Here is a 17,374-nt window from a genome sequence, read left to right on the forward strand (position 1 = left end):
CCATGAGTGCATTACGCAACCAAGCAAAGCAATGGTTTCAAACCAACGACAAACCTACTGAAGAGCAGTTTGCTGCTTTTTTAAATTCTATAAGGTTTAATGATGAGCCAATAGCATTAAGTGAGGTAACTCAACTTATACCCGTTTTAAATGGGCTAGCAAACCCAGTTGAAAACTATCTAAAAAACACATCAGACGGTGCTGACTTTTTGTATACGCTGCCACAAAGTTTTTTATTGGAAAGCATGGTTATTTCAGTACCAAGCGATACACAAATTACTGTAACAAAAAACGGTGAAGAATTGTTTACTGATGAAGATGTAACAATTGATGGTAATGCCTTTGCACTATTGATACCAGCTATTAATGCTGATGTAAACATTGTTATCAGTGGTTTACCAGTGAACACTCAATTAACTTTTATAAAACGAAAAATTAGATAAAATGAAAAAAGGATTATTAGCAATTGTAATGATTTTTATAGCAACTATTTGCTATGCACAAACCTATAGTGGTGATGGTGCAATTTTAAAGAAACATATAACATTAAATGGTGTAAAAATTACCAGCATCATTAATGATTTAGCTACTGTAAGCAGTAACAATCAGTTGGCAACAGCTAAGGCTATTAAAGATTATATTGCGGCTTATGGAGGTGGTACACCAATTGATACTGCTTTACTTTTACAAAACTATGTTACAAATGCAGGGTATGGATTAACAAAAAGCGTTAAGACTTTTATAGTAGATACATCAGGTGCTATTGTTAGTAAAACAAGGCTCACCAATACCATTGCCAATTATTTATTAAAAGCTGATACCGTTAATATTCGTTTACGACCTATTGCAGGTACTAATATTACTATATCAGGTAATTACCCAAATTTAACATTTGCTGCAACTGGCACAAGTGGTTGGGCTTTAAATGGCAATTCAATTAATGCTGCTACAGATTATTTAGGTACAACTAATAATGCTAGCATAAGGTTTAAGTCTAATAATATATTAAGAGCTACTTTGGATACAACTGGCAATTTTATTGTTCATGGTCAAGTAAATTATAATGATATTATTCTCAAAAGCTCTACAGATGGTAACATCCCGAAAATAACAGTTTGGAACCCTACTTTTGGAGGTAATATTGAAATGGGGTATGGTAATTTTGGCGTAGGCGGTGGTCAATTAGCTTTATCAACAACTGGCCCACAAGCAATATCTTTTTATACTAATTCAACCGATAGAGGAAGGTTTTCTCCAGCTGGAAATTTCCTGTTAGGAACATCTACTGACGTTACATCAAGTAAGCTTACAATATCAAGTACTACACAAGGTTTTCTTCCTCCACGTATGACTTCTACGCAAAGAAATTCAATATCAAGCCCTGCTACTGGATTAGTAGTATTTGTAACAAATGGTAATTATCTAAGTTTTTACAATGGTCGTAATTGGACAGGCGACGGTCCTTATCCATTGTATTATGGGGATGTAGCAAAATGGGGAAACACATACTATATCTCAGATGGTGAAGGAACTGAAATTGATAGTCCAAGCAGTAATACAATACTTGGTACAGGTAATGAAATTAAGTTGCATAACACCGATGGTGTAAGTATAACAATGACATGTTCAGGTTATACATTTTATACAAATTTTAATGGTACTCGAATTATAACATCTGGTTCATTCACAGTGCCAGCCTACAGAACGGCAATTTTAATGCCCGGGTTTTCAAACATTATACGAGTATCAATTTTATAATAATAAAAATTAAGTTTATGAACTTTGAATTTAAAGTCAACGTTACAAGGGTATTTCAAAAGCCTTACAACCCTAAATCCTTAAAAGTATGGATTGAAGAGAACACAAATGAAGTAGAAGGTGTTCAACATAAAAAAGTTGAAACCGAAACTGTTGAGGAGCTAGAGAATGGTACACGTAAAGAAAATAGAACTTTCAATTTACCTGTAATGTTATTGCAGCAGTTAATTGACGGTTACGACTTTGTAACAGGTAAACCAATTATTAACGTTGCTGCCTTCAATCAATTTCTAATAGAATACGATTTAGAAATTGATACCACTCCAGCACTAACAGAGCTAAACCATGAAAGTAATAAAAAGTAGTAATGTGTTGGCTTTAGCTACTGCAGCTGAAGTATATTATGATACACCCTTATTTACAAATAAGGGTGTATTTAGAGCTATCAAAACAAGTGTTTGTTTTGAGCTAAGCAATGGCAGCCACCTAATTATTAGAGAGGGCATGTATTGGGATGAAAACTCGATACCGTACTTGTTACAATGGGCGTTCCCCAAGTCAGGTAAATACGCTGTACCAGCCTTAATACATGATGCGTTGTATTACAAAGCCACAACAACACAGAAATTTGCAGATGACGAATTTAAGTACTGGATGCAGCATTTAAACATTTCAAAATTTCAAATTGCCTTTAGGTATTATGCTGTAAGGCTCTTTGGTGGCAGCTGGTTTAAAAAAAATGTAACAAGACCAGGAGAGCGTTGTTTGCATAACAAGCAGCTCATTGATATTGTATAAAAAGAGATTTAAGATAAGTGAAATAAGCAATTACTTAATCTTAAAAATTTATAAATGTCGAAAGCAAAAACACCGATTACTTATTACGGTGGAAAACAAAAATTAGTACCAAAGATTTTAAAACAAATACCTCAGCACAAAATGTATGCTGAGCCATTCGTTGGTGGAGCTGCTGTGTTCTTTAGCAAGCCACCGAGCCACATTGAGTTAATAAATGACACCAACTCTGAGCTTATAAATTTTTATAAGGTTTTACAAAACAGGTATGTTGAATTAGAGCAAATGGTAAAGGTTACACTGCACAGCAGGCGTTTACATGCCGATGCAAGAGTTGTTTATGACAACCCTCATTTGTTTGATGAAATAAAAAGAGCATGGAGTGTATGGGTGCTTTCAACCCAAAGCTTTTGTGCTATGCTGGATGGTAGCTTTGGGTATGATAAAAACGATAACACTACAACAAAGAAAATCAGCAATAAACGTAATGAATTCTCTGAGCAGTATGCATTAAGGATGCAAAACGTATTGATAGAATGTACTGATGCCCTTTACATTATCAAGAGCAGGGACACTGAGCATACTTTCTTTTACTGCGACCCACCTTATTTCAATAGCGATATGGGGCATTATGATGGGTATAGTGAGCAGGATTTTGAGAACCTATTGATTGCACTATCTGAAATAAAAGGCAAATTTTTATTAAGCTGTTACCCATCGCCATTACTAAGTAGGTATTTAAAGGCTCATGGCTGGCATACAAAGTGTTATGAGCAAGGTGTGTCTGTCAATGCTAAAGGAGGCTATACAAAGCGAAAATGGGAGATGCTGGTAGCTAATTATGAACTGGTTGATTAAAAAGAGGCAGGGGCTGTGATTCTTTGCTACAAAAACACACATTACAGGATTTAACTGCATGCCCCTGCTTTATTCTAAGTGAAATAAGCCAGTTTTATATGTGTTTTTGTAGCAATGCAAAGGTAGGGTTTAGGTGGTTTTAATAGCCATTTAAACCCTATTTAATTTATTAATAAGTAAATTGCAGAAATTGAACGATTTGAATTAAAAGTTTGAACGGTTTGATTTGCCGATTATATATGGGTAAGATGATCGTTCTGCTTAAAAAGTATTTTTTCTAACCAATCCCACTGCTGGTAACCTGATGCCACTTGTTTACGATCATCACTATTTTTTAAAATGGTATCTAGGCCATTAATTTGAGATATGTATAAACTTCTTCTTCCAAAATTGGGAAAAGCACTTAAATAACGATCACCCATTTTCATATCATCAAAATCGCTGTAATTAAATGATTGTAAAAAAGCTATTTTTTTACCGCCTACATTTATATCAGCATGAAATGTTTTTTCATTATTAGCACTACTAAACCTTGTAAAAGCCATGCCTTTAAATAACACGTTTTTAGTGGTAGATAAAGTAGGATTTTTGGTAAGCAATTGTATTGTACCACCTAAAGCATCGCTACCATAAATGGTTGATGCAGCGCCATTCATTACTTCTACACTGCTCAAACTATTTTGATCAACTGTAATAATATTTTGCAAATGCCCACTTCTGTAAATAGCATTGTTCATACGAACACCATCTACTACTAATAAAATTCTGCTTGCTTCAAAACCACGTATAACTGGGCTACTACCACCCTGTTGGCTTTTTTGAACAAATACTTTGCCTGACTGTATTAATAAATCGCCAGTGTTTTGGGTTTGACTTAATGCGATTTTTTTAGCACTTATTACATCAATCGTTTGGGCAATATTTCTTTTTTTCTCTTTAAAATTAGAAGCTGAAATTACAACTTCCTCTAACTGTATATTTTTTGATGAATCGTTTGAAGGGCTGTTTTTTGTTTGAGAAAATACTGCTGTTGTACTAAACATGAGCAGTAAAATAATGTTGAGTTGTTTCATGCAAATAATATGGTGTTGTTTTTTTTTGGTAAAAGTGTTTATTCAAAAATACAATAAACACCTACATTTTCAATGTTGTTATTAACCAAATTCGAAAACCTCCACGGGTTTTAAATACGTAATTTTAGTTATTGAATGGATAAATACTGGAAAATATTATATGATGCTTACAGTGGGTATGCTCAATTTTTCTTAAATGAAATATTGAAGCCTAGTTGGCATAATTACTTTTATTGGCTCGTGGGTGCTTCGCTGCTCATTTGGTTAGCTGAAATATTATTTCCTTGGCGTAAAAACCAACCACTTATTAGAAGTCATTTTTGGTTAGATGCTTTTTATCTTTTATGGAATTATTTTTTGTTTGCATTAATAGCATACAATGCACTTTCAATGGTAGCTGTACAAGCTTTTAATGATTTTTTAAGTTGGTTTGGTATTACCAATATGGTGGCTTTAAATGTTGCTACATGGCCCCATTGGTTGCAGCTCGTTTTTATTTTTGTAATAAGAGATTTTATGCAATGGGCCATTCATCGGCTGTTACACAATGTAAATTGGATGTGGCAATTTCACAAAGTACACCATAGTACGAAAGAAATGGGGTTTGCTGCACTAATGCGCTACCATTGGATGGAAAACATCATCTACCGCTCTTTAGAATATATTCCATTAGCTATGATTGGCTTTGGTATAAGCGATTTTTTTATAGTACACATTTTCACTTTGGTAACAGGGCAATTAGGGCATGCCAATTTAAAAATCAATTTGGGGCCTTTAAAATATATTTTTAATGGGCCACAAATGCACTTATGGCACCATGCTAAAGAAATGCCAAGAGAGCACCCTAGAGGCTTTAATTTCGGTATTACACTAAGTATATGGGATTATTTATTTCGTACCAATTATTGGCCTAAAAACGATGCTTACTTGCCAGTAGGTTTGCCAGACGATGATTATATGCCCGAAGATTTTATCGGTCAAAATGTACAACCTTTTAAAAATGTGTTTAAAAAGTTGTAGCCTTAAGATTGTTTTGTTAATAAAAATAGAGTGATGCAGCACATCATCTTCAAAATTTGCCTATATTTATAGGTAAAAACTTACACTATGACCGAAGAGCAAATGCTTGCCGGAACTATCAAAAACAACGCCGCTGCACAAGAGGCATTTTACGATCGCTATAGCAGTAAAATGTTAGCCGTGTGTTATCGTTATGCTAAAAGCAGAGAAGATGCGGAAGATATGTTACAAGAAGGTTTCATTAAAATTTTTACCCAAATACATCAATATCGTGGTGAAGGTGCTTTAGAAGGGTGGATTCGTAGAATCATCGTTCATACCTGCATCAATATCTTAAAAAAGAATAAAAAATTTTCTGATACAGTTGATTTAGTCAATGCACACCATCTTCATACAAAAAATGATATGGTACCTAGTATTATGCAAGCCAAGCAAGTAGTGGAATGTATAAGAATGTTACCTGTAGGTTATAAAACAGTACTCAACTTATATGCTATTGAGGGGTACTCACATAAAGAAATTGGTGAAATGTTGGAGATTGGTGAAAGTACAAGTAGAAGCCAATATACAAGAGCAAAAGCAATGTTAGAAGATATATTGGTTAAAAAAGATATTATTCAGAAGAACCAGTTTAAATCAGTAAAACAACAACAAGTATTGTAGTTAGTATTATAAGTTTGATAACAATACAAAAGGGGTAAAGCAAATGGAGTACAATTTTACAGATAATGAGTTTGAACAATTTTTGAGGGAAAGCATTGAAGATTATAAGATGGTGCCCTCTAGAAGAGTTTGGTACGGCATTTACAATAATGTGCACCCTGCCAAACGTTGGCCATCGTTTGCAGTTTGTTTGTTAATTTTAACCACTTTCTTATATGTTGGTATAGCAAACAACAATTCCATCAGCAAATCATTTTTAAAATCAAAGGCAGAACAAATTAGTTTAGAAACAACTTCACTACAAACCATTCAACAAAATACAGCAGATAGCAAAACTTTACTTTTCAACTTACCTAGTATTACTTTTAATAAAGCAGCATTTTCAACTCCACAAACCAATGATGCTATTGTAAACATGAGTGCTGATATTGTTCCATCTGAAGTTAATGCAACCGTTATTTCAAATACAGTGTATGAAGCAATTGACGAAACAAACACAACATCATTAAATACGGAAAAAAACTTCATCACAAAAAGCCGTACAAGTGTTGCCATTAAAGCAGGCAGTATTGCAGGCAAAGAAAGTAATGACTTTACAGTAGATAATAATGGCGAAAATATTACTACACCAGATGATAATGATATTCAAACAAAGGGTAACATATTGGCTGATTTAAAGAATGATAGTAAAACGACTGCCAATAAAAATCTGGTTTTTAACACAAACATTGATAAAGCTTGGATAGAAGATTTTGCTTTTAAAAACAAAGCAAAGCCAAACAAGTTTAAACAAAACGCAGTAATAAGTTATTTTATTACACCATCATTTGGTTATAGAGGTTACGCCAAAAAAGTTACTACCAAGCAAAATAACACTTTATTATTATCAAATTCACTGAGTAATAGAAATATAGATGATGATCCATTAATTGATGGTGCTGCGTTAAATTTAGAGGCTGGCGTAGCTATGAAATATAAAATAACAAACAATATTAGGTTAATAGCTGGTGTACAAGCCAACTATACCAACTATGTTTCAAATGCTACTTCACTAGGGCACCCAACGCAAACCTACCTAGCGGTTACCGGAAGTTCAAATACAGCTCGATATTCTGATTATGCAACTAAAGCAGGCAATACTAAATTGAATAAAACAACAATTCAAGTAGCGCTACCAATTGGTGCCGATTATAAAATTATAGGAAAAGGTAAACTTAAATGGTATGTAGGTAGCACCTTACAACCAACTTATGTACTTAGCGGTAGTGCATTAGTATTATCAAATGATGGCAAAAACTACATTTCTGAAACACCATTATTACGTCGCTTCAATTTAAATGCGGCCGTTGAAACTTTTGCCACTTTTAAACCATCTAACAATGTTACTTTAAGTGTGGGGCCACAGTTTAGGTATCAATTATTATCTACCTATAAATCACAATACAATTACACAGAAAAACTTTATAACGTAGGGGTTAAAATTGGCATCACCACCGGATTGTAACTGCACATAATTTTTACATTATTTTTATTTTCAATAGCTGTTAATATCACATAATTTTGTGTAATGAAGCAATTGATAATTGTATACTTTAGTGTTGCGTTATTGTTAAGTTGTAATAATAACTCAGGTGCAAATAACACTCAAAATTCAACAAATATTAATGCAGCGCAAGATACTGCTGCTAATTTTTTCCCTGTAACAGCTTTCTTAAAAGGAGAAGTCAATAACATAAAAACTGGTGGCGTAACGCCCTTAAAAAAAATAACTATTGGTAACCATACTGATTCAACATGGCTTAAGATGGATTCAATAGAAATAGCTGTATCAGATTTTTTATCACCAATTATTGATAGCGCCAACTTAAAAAAAACATTTACTGAAAAAAAGTTTTTAGACCAAACCATCAATGCATTTACATTTTCGTACGACCCAATTGATGCTAGTAATAATAACTTTTTATTTAAACATTGGGATGTATATGTTGACCCTGATAAAAACATTGTAAAACGTATTTACCTTATTAAAACTGCTAATGATGGCAAAACATTACAACTTACCTGGCAAACAGGCAAATGGTGTAAAATTGTAACCATCGCCACTATTGATGGAGCTGATGTTGTAGTAAAAGAAGAAAAGATTTTATGGAATTTTGATGAACAATGACGCAGCAAGAATTTTCAACCATAGCATCCACCATACCAACACAACCTGGTATTTATAAATATTTTGATGCCAGCAATCAATTAATTTATGTAGGTAAAGCCAAACATTTACGTAAACGAGTTAGCAGTTATTTCAATAAAATGAAAAGCAGCTATAAAACTGCAGAACTGGTAAACAGGATACGTAAAATTGAATTTACCATTGTGAATTCCGATCAAGATGCTTTTCTTTTAGAAAATTCGTTGATTAAGGAGCACCAACCTATGTTTAACATCAACTTAAAAGATGATAAAACATACCCCTACATTGTTGTTAAAAATGAACCATTCCCTCGTGTTTTTTTAACTCGAAGAAAAATAAAAGATGGATCAACCTATTTAGGCCCTTTTACATCAGTTGGTAAAGTTCGTGACTTACTTAATTTTATAAAGCAAAATATACAATTACGTACTTGTAAACTTAACCTTAGTGATAGCAATATCAAAAAGGGAAAATTTAAGGTTTGTTTAGAGTATCATTTAGGTAATTGCAAAGGGCCTTGTGAAGCTTTACAATCAGCGCAAGATTATGCAGAAGGTATTGCACAACTAAAAGATTTATTAAAAGGAAATTTAACTCCAGTAATCAATAATTACAAGGCAAAAATAAAAGAACATGTAGCATTGCTCGAATTTGAAAAAGCAGCTATTTATCAACATAAAATTGATCACCTACAATTATACCAAGCAAAATCTACCGTAGTAAATACCAACACTGGTACGGTAGATGTGTTTAGTATTTTAGAAGAAGGCAATGTAGCTTATGTAAATTACCTAGCTGTAAATAATGGCAGCATCATTCAAACCAAAACCATTACCCTTCAAAAAAAATTAGAAGAAACGGCCGAGGAAGTTTTGGCATTTGCAATTGCACAACTCAGGCAGGTTTTTGAAAGTGAAGCAAGTGAAATAATCGTTCCATTTGCTATTGATTATATTGAAGCAAATACTCAAATTACTATACCTAAAGCCGGCGATAAAAAGAAACTATTAGACCTATCAGAAAAAAACGTAAACTATTTTAAAGCTGAATTGCATGCCAGAAAGTTGTTGAAACTAGAAGATAAAACGAGTGATGAAAAATTGGAGGTACTAACGCAGTTGCAGCAAAATTTACAATTACAAGAGTTACCAATTCACATTGAATGTTTTGATAACTCTAACTTTCAAGGTAGCTACCCGGTTTCTGCAATGGTTTGTTTTAAAAATGGCGAACCGAGTAAAGCCGATTATAGGCATTACAATATTAAGACCGTAGTAGGTATTAATGATTTTGCCTCTATGAAAGAGGTAGTGTACAGGCGCTATAAACGATTAACCGATGAAGGATCAAGTTTACCACAACTCATTATTATTGATGGTGGTAAAGGACAATTAAGTGCCGCAATGGAAAGTATTGATGCCCTACAATTGAGAGGCAAAGTAACATTAGTAGGGTTAGCAAAAAATAAAGAAGAAATATTTTTTGATGGTGACAGCCAATCGTTGTTATTACCTTGGGATAGTGAAAGCCTTAAACTCATTAGGCGTATTAGAGATGAAGTACATCGCTTCGGTATTACCTTTCATAGAAATAAACGCAGCAAAGGCACATTTAAAAATGACCTTGAAGCAATTAAAGGCATTGGTAAACAAACGGCCGATGTTCTTTTAAAAACCTTTAAATCTGTTAAAAAAATAAAAGAAGCACCCGAGGCTGAATTAATTGCTGCAATAGGTTTATCAAAATACACTATTTTAAAAAAAGGGTTGTTAGAGGCAAACAATAATATTATCAATGAATAAACATACAACAACAAAAAAGCCCTTCGAAAAATTCGAAGGGCTTTTTAATATTTTATAAAGTTTTAGTAACTCCATAAATCTTGTTCGTAGTTGAAAATCTTTTCTTTGATATTTTCACCTTCTAACAATTGTAAAATGGTATTTTCACTTAAACCTTTATAGTTTTTAATGTATTGATCGTAAGGGTTATCAATGGTACTTTTTATAATTCTACCATAAAACATCCTACTTTCAAATAACTCTTCCCAACTCATACGAGCACCGTAGTTTTTACCATTGTACACTTCGTATTTAGCAAAAGTGGCCCTCATATCTGGGTAATACACCCAAAACAATTCAGTTTCACCAATATCTAAACCCTGTGGTGTTACAATACGCTTTACTGGAGCTATACCTAATATTCTCCAAAATAAACGAGAACTTTCTTTATCAAACACTACTTCTTCTTTAACCCTGAATTTGTAAATAGAATCGAGGTTGATTTCGTTTCTCATTTTTTTAGTGCCTGTTAAGTTACCAGCAGAGTCATATTGAGGTACATCAACTTCTTCTCCAGCTATGATTTTAGCTACTTCACCTACCGTCATTGGTGTGGTGAAACGATCATCAGTATTACTGAATACCGTTACAGTACTATCTTGTATTGCTTTCAACAAAATGGAGATGAAACGTTGGTTACCATTATCTTGGTCGGCCGAGTACCTAAAAGGTAAATTTATTTTTTCTCTAGCATCTATTTCTCTCCAAATTTTATGGCGATACACCGCATCATCAGCCCTTAAGTTTTCGTACGGCAATGGATTTCTATCTCTGATAGCATCATCATCCACTGCTGCATCTCTTCTTAAAGATTTTGCTACACGTTTAATAGGCAACGTATCAGCTGGTGGCGGTGTTACTGCCGCTGCTACTGCAACTGTATCAACCGAAGCAGTAGATGCTTTTACACTTGATTTTAAATTATTTTTTGTAGTACGCTTTGTAGCGGCACGTTTTGCTGGTGCTTTTTTAGTAGCTTTTTTCTTTTGTGCAAAAGCTACATTGCCTAAGGCACCAAAAAGAATTACCAACAAAAAATACTTAAAAATTTGCTTGTTCATAGTATGCTAATTATACATTTAGTAAAGCGTAATGCTTCTTTCATCAATTGATCTTACTCCATCTGGCCCCTGCACTTTAATATTTACAAAAGTTACAGAAGTACCAGGACCAGCTTTTGCCATATATTGAGCAACACTAGCAAGGCTGTTACCATTAATAGAACCTACTGCAGGGTTAGGGAAGTTAGCACCGCTGAAATAAACAGTTGCACTTACTACGTTAAACTTCAAATCAAAATCAAAGTTTTCTAAATCTGCACGGCAAAATTGTTGGTTTTTAAATTCTACTGCAGGAACACGAGCTTTACCAGTACCAACTTTAAAAATTGGATCAGGAATACGTTTTACCCTAAAAGAGAATTGACTTGGTTTACCATCAGCATTTACAGTTATTGATGCTGGGCCAATTGCACTTACTCTTACAACACGGTTTGAACCTGAACCTGTAATAGTACCACCACTCATTGAAACAGTTGTTTTATCCCAACCTGTTGGTGAGCCAATAGTTACAGGGTTATCAACGCCCATATAAAATACGTTCATTTTATCAAGCATAACCGCAGCACCACCTGGTGTACCTACAACATATTCAACGTTTTTAGTTTCTGTTTTTTCGTTACCATCTTGATCTTTATAACGAATAGTTACAGGTATTGTTCTTGCACCACCGCCTGAAGCAGTAATTTTATACGTTCCTTTACCATCAACAACAGGAACGCTTGAACCGCCAATTGATATTTGTGGCACCGCAGCAGAACTGTAAGCACCAATACCAGCCGTAACTTCAATTTCTTGACCAGGCATAACGTAGTTGGAGCTTTGGCCAATTAATACACCAGTTTTATCAAACTTCACTTTTACTTCACCCACTTTAGAGTGACAGTAAGTTACTACTTGGTTTTCAGCGTTTTTTACGTTATTTTGGAATTTACTCAACAATGTTAAACCAGCTACCGTTGGTGTCATGTGGAAATAAGCATCTGTAAAAGATTTTACTTTACCATCTTGACCTTTTGCAGGTGCACCATCTACTGCTAAAGTTGTAGCAAAAGCGGTGTTAATTTCTGGGTCAATCGCTAACATTGCAGCTTTGTAAGCCTTTAATTTATTTTCTAATTCAACGCCTAAGTTTTTACCACCTGGGCCATTGCCAAATAAACGGGTAGCAGCTTCTAAATCATCTTCTTTAAATTGTTCTTCTTGCTGACCTTGTTCGTTTGTAACCATTTTCAAACCAGCTTCTTCTTTAAGTTGCTTTTTAATGCTTTCAATATAGCTACTCAAATCAGCCGATAATTTTTTAGCTTGTTCAGCTTTGCCGTTCCAAATGGTAGCTTTTTCAGCCGTAACGGGGTCTGCTACTTTTGCTTGTAACGATTTATATAATGTTTCATTTGCAGAAGTTAAGTTTGAGTTTGATGTTTGTAAACTCTTATCAACTACTTTAAATGCATTTAAAATTTCTGATGATACGTTCAATGCCAATAATGCCGTAAGCACTAAATACATGATGTTGATCATCTTTTGCCTGGGCTCTTTCGGTAAAGCCATAACTAATAAGTATTAATAGATTTATTAAATATTGTTTGGATAAATACAGTTGTAAGCTGTTAGTGAAAACGAGGTATTATCTACCTTGCATTGCACCTAACATATTACCATATACTGCATTTAATTTACCTAAGTTAGTAGCCAATGCACCAATTTGCTCTTTTGCTTTGTTTGCATCGTCAACACTACTCATCATCGCTTGACTAGCTTCAGCCATTTTACCGTAGAAGCCATTCAATGCTTTTAAGTGGTTATTGCTTTCTTTTAATTCTAACTCGTAAATAGTATTTAATGAACCTAAGTTTTTAGTTAATACTTGTACTTGTTCGTGGAAACCACGAGCACTTTCAGATGCATTATTGAAAGAAGCCATTGTAGCTGCGCTGCTTGTAAATGCAGTAGACATTGAACTGATAGCGGCTGTAGCTTCTTGTGTTTTTTTAGAAAAATCAGAAGTTGATTTTACAACGTCACTCACATCAGAAATACCTGTTACGGTTGCACCTAATTTTTGGAAACCTTCGCCTAATTTTTTCAAATTAGTTGGAGTAATATCAGCGTCTTGTAACATTTTATCCATGTTGTTTAAAGCTGGGTTACCTGCTGCCACCACTGTTTTTGTTTCATAATCTTCCTTCACTGATGGGTATATCATATACATTACACCATAAGCTAAGAAGATAACTGCTTCTGTAATTAAACCGATTTTTAATAATAAATCTGCTGATGGTGTGTGTAATATTTTTTGTAGTGCACCGTAAATAACTACTGCTGCTGCTACTGATACACCAACGTCCATCCATTTGCTAATGTTTGAAGGAATTTTTACTGACATGTGTTTTTAATTTTAATTTAATTGGGGATTTTTGTTTGAAAAAATATATAGAAATACCTTAAGATAACCCGTTAATATGTAACGGGTTATCAAATATTTATAGTAAAATCATTTAAAATTTAATCGATTATTTACCTTTTTTAATGGTAGGCGGTAAGTCAATAACACAACGGAAACCAATGTATGATTTTGCAGTGTCTTGATATTCGTATGCACGTGTGCCTGTTTGTAAGAAATAAGCAACATCTTTCCAACTACCACCACGAATAACTTTACGCTTCATACGTGGAGGATCAGTTGTTTTCGCATTCCAACGAACATCTGGGTTCATATCATGTTGAAAGTTGTAAGAACCTTCGTAGTATAGAGAAGATGTCCATTCTGCAACATTACCAGCCATATTGTATAAACCGAAATCATTAGGGAAGTAAGCATCGGCTCTTACGGTGTACAAACCACCATCTTCAGGATAATTACCACGACCAGGCTTAAAGTTTGCTAATAAACAACCTTTTTTGTTTCTTAAATAAGGACCACCCCAAGGGTACGATGATTGGGAACGACCACCTCTTGCTGCATATTCCCATTGTGCTTCAGTTGGTAAACGGAAATCAGATTGACCTGCACGTTTTTTACTTTCATTGTAAGCAGCTAAATAATGGGTTCTCCATTCAGCAAAAGCCGTAGCTTGTTTCCAGTTAACACCAACAACTGGGTAATTACCGTATGCAGGGTGGCTGTAATATTGTTTAGACATTGGCTCGTTGTAAGAATAAGCAAAGTCTCTAATCCAACATAAAGTATCTGGATATACAGGAATATCCTGCTTCATAATAAATTCCTTACGTTGTACGGTAGTATCTCTGTTATAAGCTGATGCTTTATAATCAAAAACCTCTGAATGGTATACTATTTTTTTAGCATCCAATTCTTTTTTTCCGAAAATACGGTTATCTGCTGTAACAATGATTGCATCAATTTTTTCGAAAGTTGCTTTATCACCATATTTTATGGTACTAGCTTTTTTCCAATCAACATATTCAATACCATCTTGCCCTTGTTTTACATAATTCATCAACTTTGCAGCGATTGAATCACGAACCCAGTTGGTAAATTGGCGGTATTCGTTATTGGTGATTTCGGTAGCGTCCATCCAAAAACCACTTATAGAAACTTGTTTGTTTCTTGCAGTGTAAGCATAATTTACATCTTCATCACTTGGACCCATATGGAATGTACCTGCTGGCACATACACCATACCTGGCGGACGAGTAAGATTATACCTGTTGCCTGGAGATACGCCATGCAATTGACCATCATTAGGCAATGCACCTGATTTACCTTTACCGCTGATTAATTTACAACTGCCTGCGGTAAGGGCAAGAGAAACAACTGCAATGGAGCACAATAACCGATTGTTCATTTTTTAAACTTTGAGGGTAATAGCAAATGTATTAATTATTTATCTGCAAAAAACACAGCTTTGAAACAGTGAAATGTTAATTTTTTATAAAAAAACAAACACGTTTTGCTTAATAATAACGAGCCTTTTAATTATTTATTGTGGCTAAATGTTGTTAAAAGCACGCAACCTACCCTCGTTAAACAATTCCGAAGTATTGCTAAAAGGTTTCTCACAGATGAAATAACGGCATAAATATATGAAAGTTTTTGAAAAAACAAAGCGATTTTTAAATAAAGGCATATCTGAATTTGTTAAAGTTGATTGAATAATACAATTTGGAATATACTCAGGCAGCACATTTTTAAGTAATGGCATCATATTGGTACCGATAACCGATATTTCATTTATACCTGCGGCAATATTAATTGCATTTGCAGCCCAAACACCGAAGGAATTTGAATGTGTGGAAATGATAGTTTTGAGGGATTCTATCATTTCTACACTCTTTTTACGCCACTCTTGCCTATCAAAAACTACAGATAGGTAGTATAAATTTTTTGCCATAACTGCATTTGCAGATGGTGTTGCGCCATCATACAATTCTATTTTCCGCACAATTACATCTGTTTGTTGCTCATCAGTAAAGAAAAAATAGGGGCTATCCGTATCACTAAAATTTTTAATTACGAATGTAGCATATTGCTGGGCTTTAAATAAATAAGATTGATCGCTTGTAATTTCTTGCAAAGCAATACAAGCCTCAATTAAATAGGCATAATCATCTAAAAAAGCAGGATATTTTGCAACGCCATTTTTATACGTATGTAAAAAAGTTCCCTCTTTTTCCATAAATTTTTGCTCTATAAATGCCATTAATGTTACCGCTTCATGTTTATACATATCATTTTGTAATACTGCATATGCCTTACAAAAAGCAGTAACTAGTAATGCATTCCAACCTAATAAAATTTTATCGTCGGTGCCAGGCCTAACCCTTTTTGAGCGTTCTTGTAACAGCGTTGCTTTTGCTTGATTTATTATAGTAGTTGCGGTGCTAAAATCAAGGTCAAATTGTTGGGCTACTATTGATAATGGTTGTTGTACCCTCAAAATATTATGATGCTCCCAATTACCCTCTTTTGTAACATCAAAATAAGCAGCCACAAATTCAGCATGCTCACCTACGGTGTTTTTAAACGATTGTTCATCCCAAACATAAAACTTGCCTTCTACGCCTTCGCTATCAGCATCAAGCGCAGCAAAAAAGCCACCTTCAGGGTGTTTCATTTCATTTAATAAAAAGGCGATGGTTTTTTCAATACCTATTTTAAAATCATCATCTTTAGTAAACGCATATGCATTGCCTAAGCTCACAATGAAAAGTGCATTATCGTACAACATTTTTTCAAAATGAGGTGCTAACCAAACATCATCTGTACTGTACCTACAAAGTCCACCTGCTAGTTGATCATAAATACCACCATACAACATCTTTTTTAAAGAAAGTGTAGCTTGTTGCAGTGCTTTATCATCATAAAAAAAATAAGCCCCTTGTAACAAACAGTTTATTGAAAAAGTTTGAGGAAATTTTGGCGCTTTACCAAACCCTCCTTCCACTGTATCGGCTTTGCTTAAAATATTTTGAATGATGTTTATACAATCTTGTTTTGAAAACGCAGGTTTATCAACATCTACCACAATCTTATTTTTTAAATCAATAAAATTGTTGGATTTTTTGAGGTGATTGGTTAGTGTATGGGCTTGCTGTATAATAACATCATTTTCGTTGAGCCATGAGTGATGAATATGTAATAGCACGTCAGTAAATGAGGGGCGGTTGTAAGCTTTTACAGGAGGAAAATAAGTGCCTCCAAAAAAAGGTTTAGCATCTGGCGTTAAAAAAACATTGAGGGGCCAACCACCACTACCCGTCATGGCTTGAACAGCATCCATATAAATATGATCAATATCTGGTCGTTCTTCTCTATCAATTTTTATATTGATGAAATGCTCATTCATAATGGCAGCAGTAGCTTCGTTTTCAAAACTTTCTTTTTCCATAACATGGCACCAATGACAAGCTGAGTAACCAATACTTACTAATATGGGCTTTTGTAATGTTTTGGCTAATTGCAAAGCTTTTTCGCCCCAAGGTTGCCAATGCACAGGATTATGTGCATGCTGTAACAAATACGGACTAGTTTCGTGTATTAATTCATTTTTTAAACCCATGTTGGTTGTAGTTGATTTTAAGAAAGATATTAATTAAGTAGCAGTTTAAAGCAAAAAAAAATGGTTGTAAAGCATATACTTCACAACCATCATT

The 17,374-nt window shown here is 34.2% G+C and carries 16 protein-coding genes; 10 read left to right on the forward strand and 6 right to left on the reverse strand.

Annotation, left to right across the window (positions count from 1 at the left end; all coding sequences use genetic code 11):
• Positions 1-2: 2 nt before the first annotated feature.
• The 5 genes from ACFOWM_RS06335 to ACFOWM_RS06355 are packed head-to-tail and all read left to right on the forward strand — an operon-like array spanning position 3 to position 3,411.
• On the forward strand, positions 3-443 hold the full coding sequence (locus tag ACFOWM_RS06335) for a hypothetical protein (RefSeq protein WP_379707938.1): 441 nt from the start codon (positions 3-5) through the stop codon (positions 441-443).
• Between the two features lies 1 nt (position 444).
• Positions 445-1,758 (forward strand): hypothetical protein, encoded by a 1,314-nt coding sequence (locus ACFOWM_RS06340; protein WP_379707940.1) that lies wholly within the window; start codon positions 445-447, stop codon positions 1,756-1,758.
• A 17-nt stretch (positions 1,759-1,775) separates the two neighbouring features.
• Entirely contained in the window at positions 1,776-2,123 is a 348-nt protein-coding gene (locus tag ACFOWM_RS06345) for a hypothetical protein (RefSeq protein WP_379707942.1), read from the forward strand.
• Positions 2,104-2,556, forward strand: a complete 453-nt coding sequence (locus tag ACFOWM_RS06350; protein WP_379707944.1) for a DUF1353 domain-containing protein — start codon at positions 2,104-2,106, stop codon at positions 2,554-2,556. The genes ACFOWM_RS06345 and ACFOWM_RS06350 overlap by 20 nt, the downstream gene beginning before the upstream one ends.
• 54 nt (positions 2,557-2,610) lie before the next feature.
• A complete protein-coding gene (locus tag ACFOWM_RS06355) occupies positions 2,611-3,411 on the forward strand; it encodes a DNA adenine methylase (protein WP_379707946.1) in 801 nt (266 codons plus the stop codon).
• Positions 3,412-3,644: 233 nt separating this feature from the next.
• Here ACFOWM_RS06355 and ACFOWM_RS06360 read toward each other — a convergent pair whose 3' ends face one another.
• Positions 3,645-4,484 carry a TonB-dependent receptor plug domain-containing protein gene (locus ACFOWM_RS06360; protein ID WP_379707948.1) on the reverse strand — a complete coding sequence of 280 codons (840 nt, stop codon included), beginning with the start codon at positions 4,482-4,484 and terminating at the stop codon, positions 3,645-3,647.
• Positions 4,485-4,619: 135 nt separating this feature from the next.
• Here ACFOWM_RS06360 and ACFOWM_RS06365 point away from each other — a divergent pair, with 135 nt between their 5' ends.
• The 5 genes from ACFOWM_RS06365 to uvrC all read left to right on the forward strand — a co-directional run bounded on the left by ACFOWM_RS06365 (position 4,620) and on the right by uvrC (position 10,157).
• A complete protein-coding gene (locus ACFOWM_RS06365) occupies positions 4,620-5,504 on the forward strand; it encodes a sterol desaturase family protein (RefSeq protein WP_379707950.1) in 885 nt (294 codons plus the stop codon).
• Between the two features lie 87 nt (positions 5,505-5,591).
• Complete coding sequence (locus ACFOWM_RS06370) at positions 5,592-6,167, forward strand: RNA polymerase sigma factor (protein ID WP_379707952.1); 576 nt, start codon at positions 5,592-5,594, stop codon at positions 6,165-6,167.
• Positions 6,168-6,210: 43 nt separating this feature from the next.
• Positions 6,211-7,671 (forward strand): hypothetical protein, encoded by a 1,461-nt coding sequence (locus ACFOWM_RS06375; RefSeq protein ID WP_379707954.1) that lies wholly within the window; start codon positions 6,211-6,213, stop codon positions 7,669-7,671.
• A gap of 63 nt (positions 7,672-7,734) precedes the next feature.
• Positions 7,735-8,334: a hypothetical protein gene (locus ACFOWM_RS06380; RefSeq protein WP_379707956.1), complete on the forward strand. Its 600-nt coding sequence runs from the start codon at positions 7,735-7,737 to the stop codon at positions 8,332-8,334.
• A complete protein-coding gene (gene uvrC / locus ACFOWM_RS06385) occupies positions 8,331-10,157 on the forward strand; it encodes an excinuclease ABC subunit UvrC (RefSeq protein WP_379707959.1) in 1,827 nt (608 codons plus the stop codon). Before ACFOWM_RS06380 ends, uvrC begins: the two co-directional genes overlap by 4 nt.
• Positions 10,158-10,219: 62 nt before the next feature.
• Here the strand turns inward: uvrC and porN are convergent, their stop codons facing one another.
• From porN to ACFOWM_RS06410, 5 genes are all read right to left on the reverse strand, one after another.
• Positions 10,220-11,257 carry a type IX secretion system ring subunit PorN/GldN gene (gene porN, locus ACFOWM_RS06390; RefSeq protein ID WP_379707962.1) on the reverse strand — a complete coding sequence of 346 codons (1,038 nt, stop codon included), beginning with the start codon at positions 11,255-11,257 and terminating at the stop codon, positions 10,220-10,222.
• Positions 11,258-11,275: 18 nt separating this feature from the next.
• Positions 11,276-12,808 carry a type IX secretion system motor protein PorM/GldM gene (gene porM, locus ACFOWM_RS06395; RefSeq protein ID WP_379707964.1) on the reverse strand — a complete coding sequence of 511 codons (1,533 nt, stop codon included), beginning with the start codon at positions 12,806-12,808 and terminating at the stop codon, positions 11,276-11,278.
• Positions 12,809-12,884: 76 nt separating this feature from the next.
• Positions 12,885-13,643, reverse strand: coding sequence for a type IX secretion system motor protein PorL/GldL (gene porL / locus ACFOWM_RS06400; protein ID WP_379707966.1), 759 nt, complete (start codon positions 13,641-13,643; stop codon positions 12,885-12,887).
• Between the two features lie 127 nt (positions 13,644-13,770).
• Positions 13,771-15,066 (reverse strand): T9SS ring complex lipoprotein PorK/GldK, encoded by a 1,296-nt coding sequence (gene porK / locus ACFOWM_RS06405; RefSeq protein ID WP_379707968.1) that lies wholly within the window; start codon positions 15,064-15,066, stop codon positions 13,771-13,773.
• 144 nt (positions 15,067-15,210) lie between these two features.
• Entirely contained in the window at positions 15,211-17,280 is a 2,070-nt protein-coding gene (locus ACFOWM_RS06410) for a thioredoxin domain-containing protein (protein WP_379707970.1), read from the reverse strand.
• Positions 17,281-17,374: the final 94 nt, after the last annotated feature.

This window comes from Ferruginibacter yonginensis, from assembly GCF_042651465.1.
Classification (GTDB): Bacteria; Bacteroidota; Bacteroidia; order Chitinophagales; family Chitinophagaceae; genus Ferruginibacter; species Ferruginibacter yonginensis.

Bases quoted from the DNA above. Each gene is read 5' to 3' on its own strand.
- ACFOWM_RS06335 (WP_379707938.1), top strand. From the start codon at position 3: ATGAGTGCATTACGCAACCAAGCAAAGCAATGGTTTCAAACCAACGAC.
- ACFOWM_RS06340 (WP_379707940.1), top strand. From the start codon at position 445: ATGAAAAAAGGATTATTAGCAATTGTAATGATTTTTATAGCAACTATT.
- ACFOWM_RS06345 (WP_379707942.1), top strand. From the start codon at position 1,776: ATGAACTTTGAATTTAAAGTCAACGTTACAAGGGTATTTCAAAAGCCT.
- ACFOWM_RS06350 (WP_379707944.1), top strand. From the start codon at position 2,104: ATGAAAGTAATAAAAAGTAGTAATGTGTTGGCTTTAGCTACTGCAGCT.
- ACFOWM_RS06355 (WP_379707946.1), top strand. From the start codon at position 2,611: ATGTCGAAAGCAAAAACACCGATTACTTATTACGGTGGAAAACAAAAA.
- ACFOWM_RS06360 (WP_379707948.1), bottom strand. From the start codon at position 4,484: ATGAAACAACTCAACATTATTTTACTGCTCATGTTTAGTACAACAGCA.
- ACFOWM_RS06365 (WP_379707950.1), top strand. From the start codon at position 4,620: ATGGATAAATACTGGAAAATATTATATGATGCTTACAGTGGGTATGCT.
- ACFOWM_RS06370 (WP_379707952.1), top strand. From the start codon at position 5,592: ATGACCGAAGAGCAAATGCTTGCCGGAACTATCAAAAACAACGCCGCT.
- ACFOWM_RS06375 (WP_379707954.1), top strand. From the start codon at position 6,211: ATGGAGTACAATTTTACAGATAATGAGTTTGAACAATTTTTGAGGGAA.
- ACFOWM_RS06380 (WP_379707956.1), top strand. From the start codon at position 7,735: ATGAAGCAATTGATAATTGTATACTTTAGTGTTGCGTTATTGTTAAGT.
- uvrC (WP_379707959.1), top strand. From the start codon at position 8,331: ATGACGCAGCAAGAATTTTCAACCATAGCATCCACCATACCAACACAA.
- porN (WP_379707962.1), bottom strand. From the start codon at position 11,257: ATGAACAAGCAAATTTTTAAGTATTTTTTGTTGGTAATTCTTTTTGGT.
- porM (WP_379707964.1), bottom strand. From the start codon at position 12,808: ATGGCTTTACCGAAAGAGCCCAGGCAAAAGATGATCAACATCATGTAT.
- porL (WP_379707966.1), bottom strand. From the start codon at position 13,643: ATGTCAGTAAAAATTCCTTCAAACATTAGCAAATGGATGGACGTTGGT.
- porK (WP_379707968.1), bottom strand. From the start codon at position 15,066: ATGAACAATCGGTTATTGTGCTCCATTGCAGTTGTTTCTCTTGCCCTT.
- ACFOWM_RS06410 (WP_379707970.1), bottom strand. From the start codon at position 17,280: ATGGGTTTAAAAAATGAATTAATACACGAAACTAGTCCGTATTTGTTA.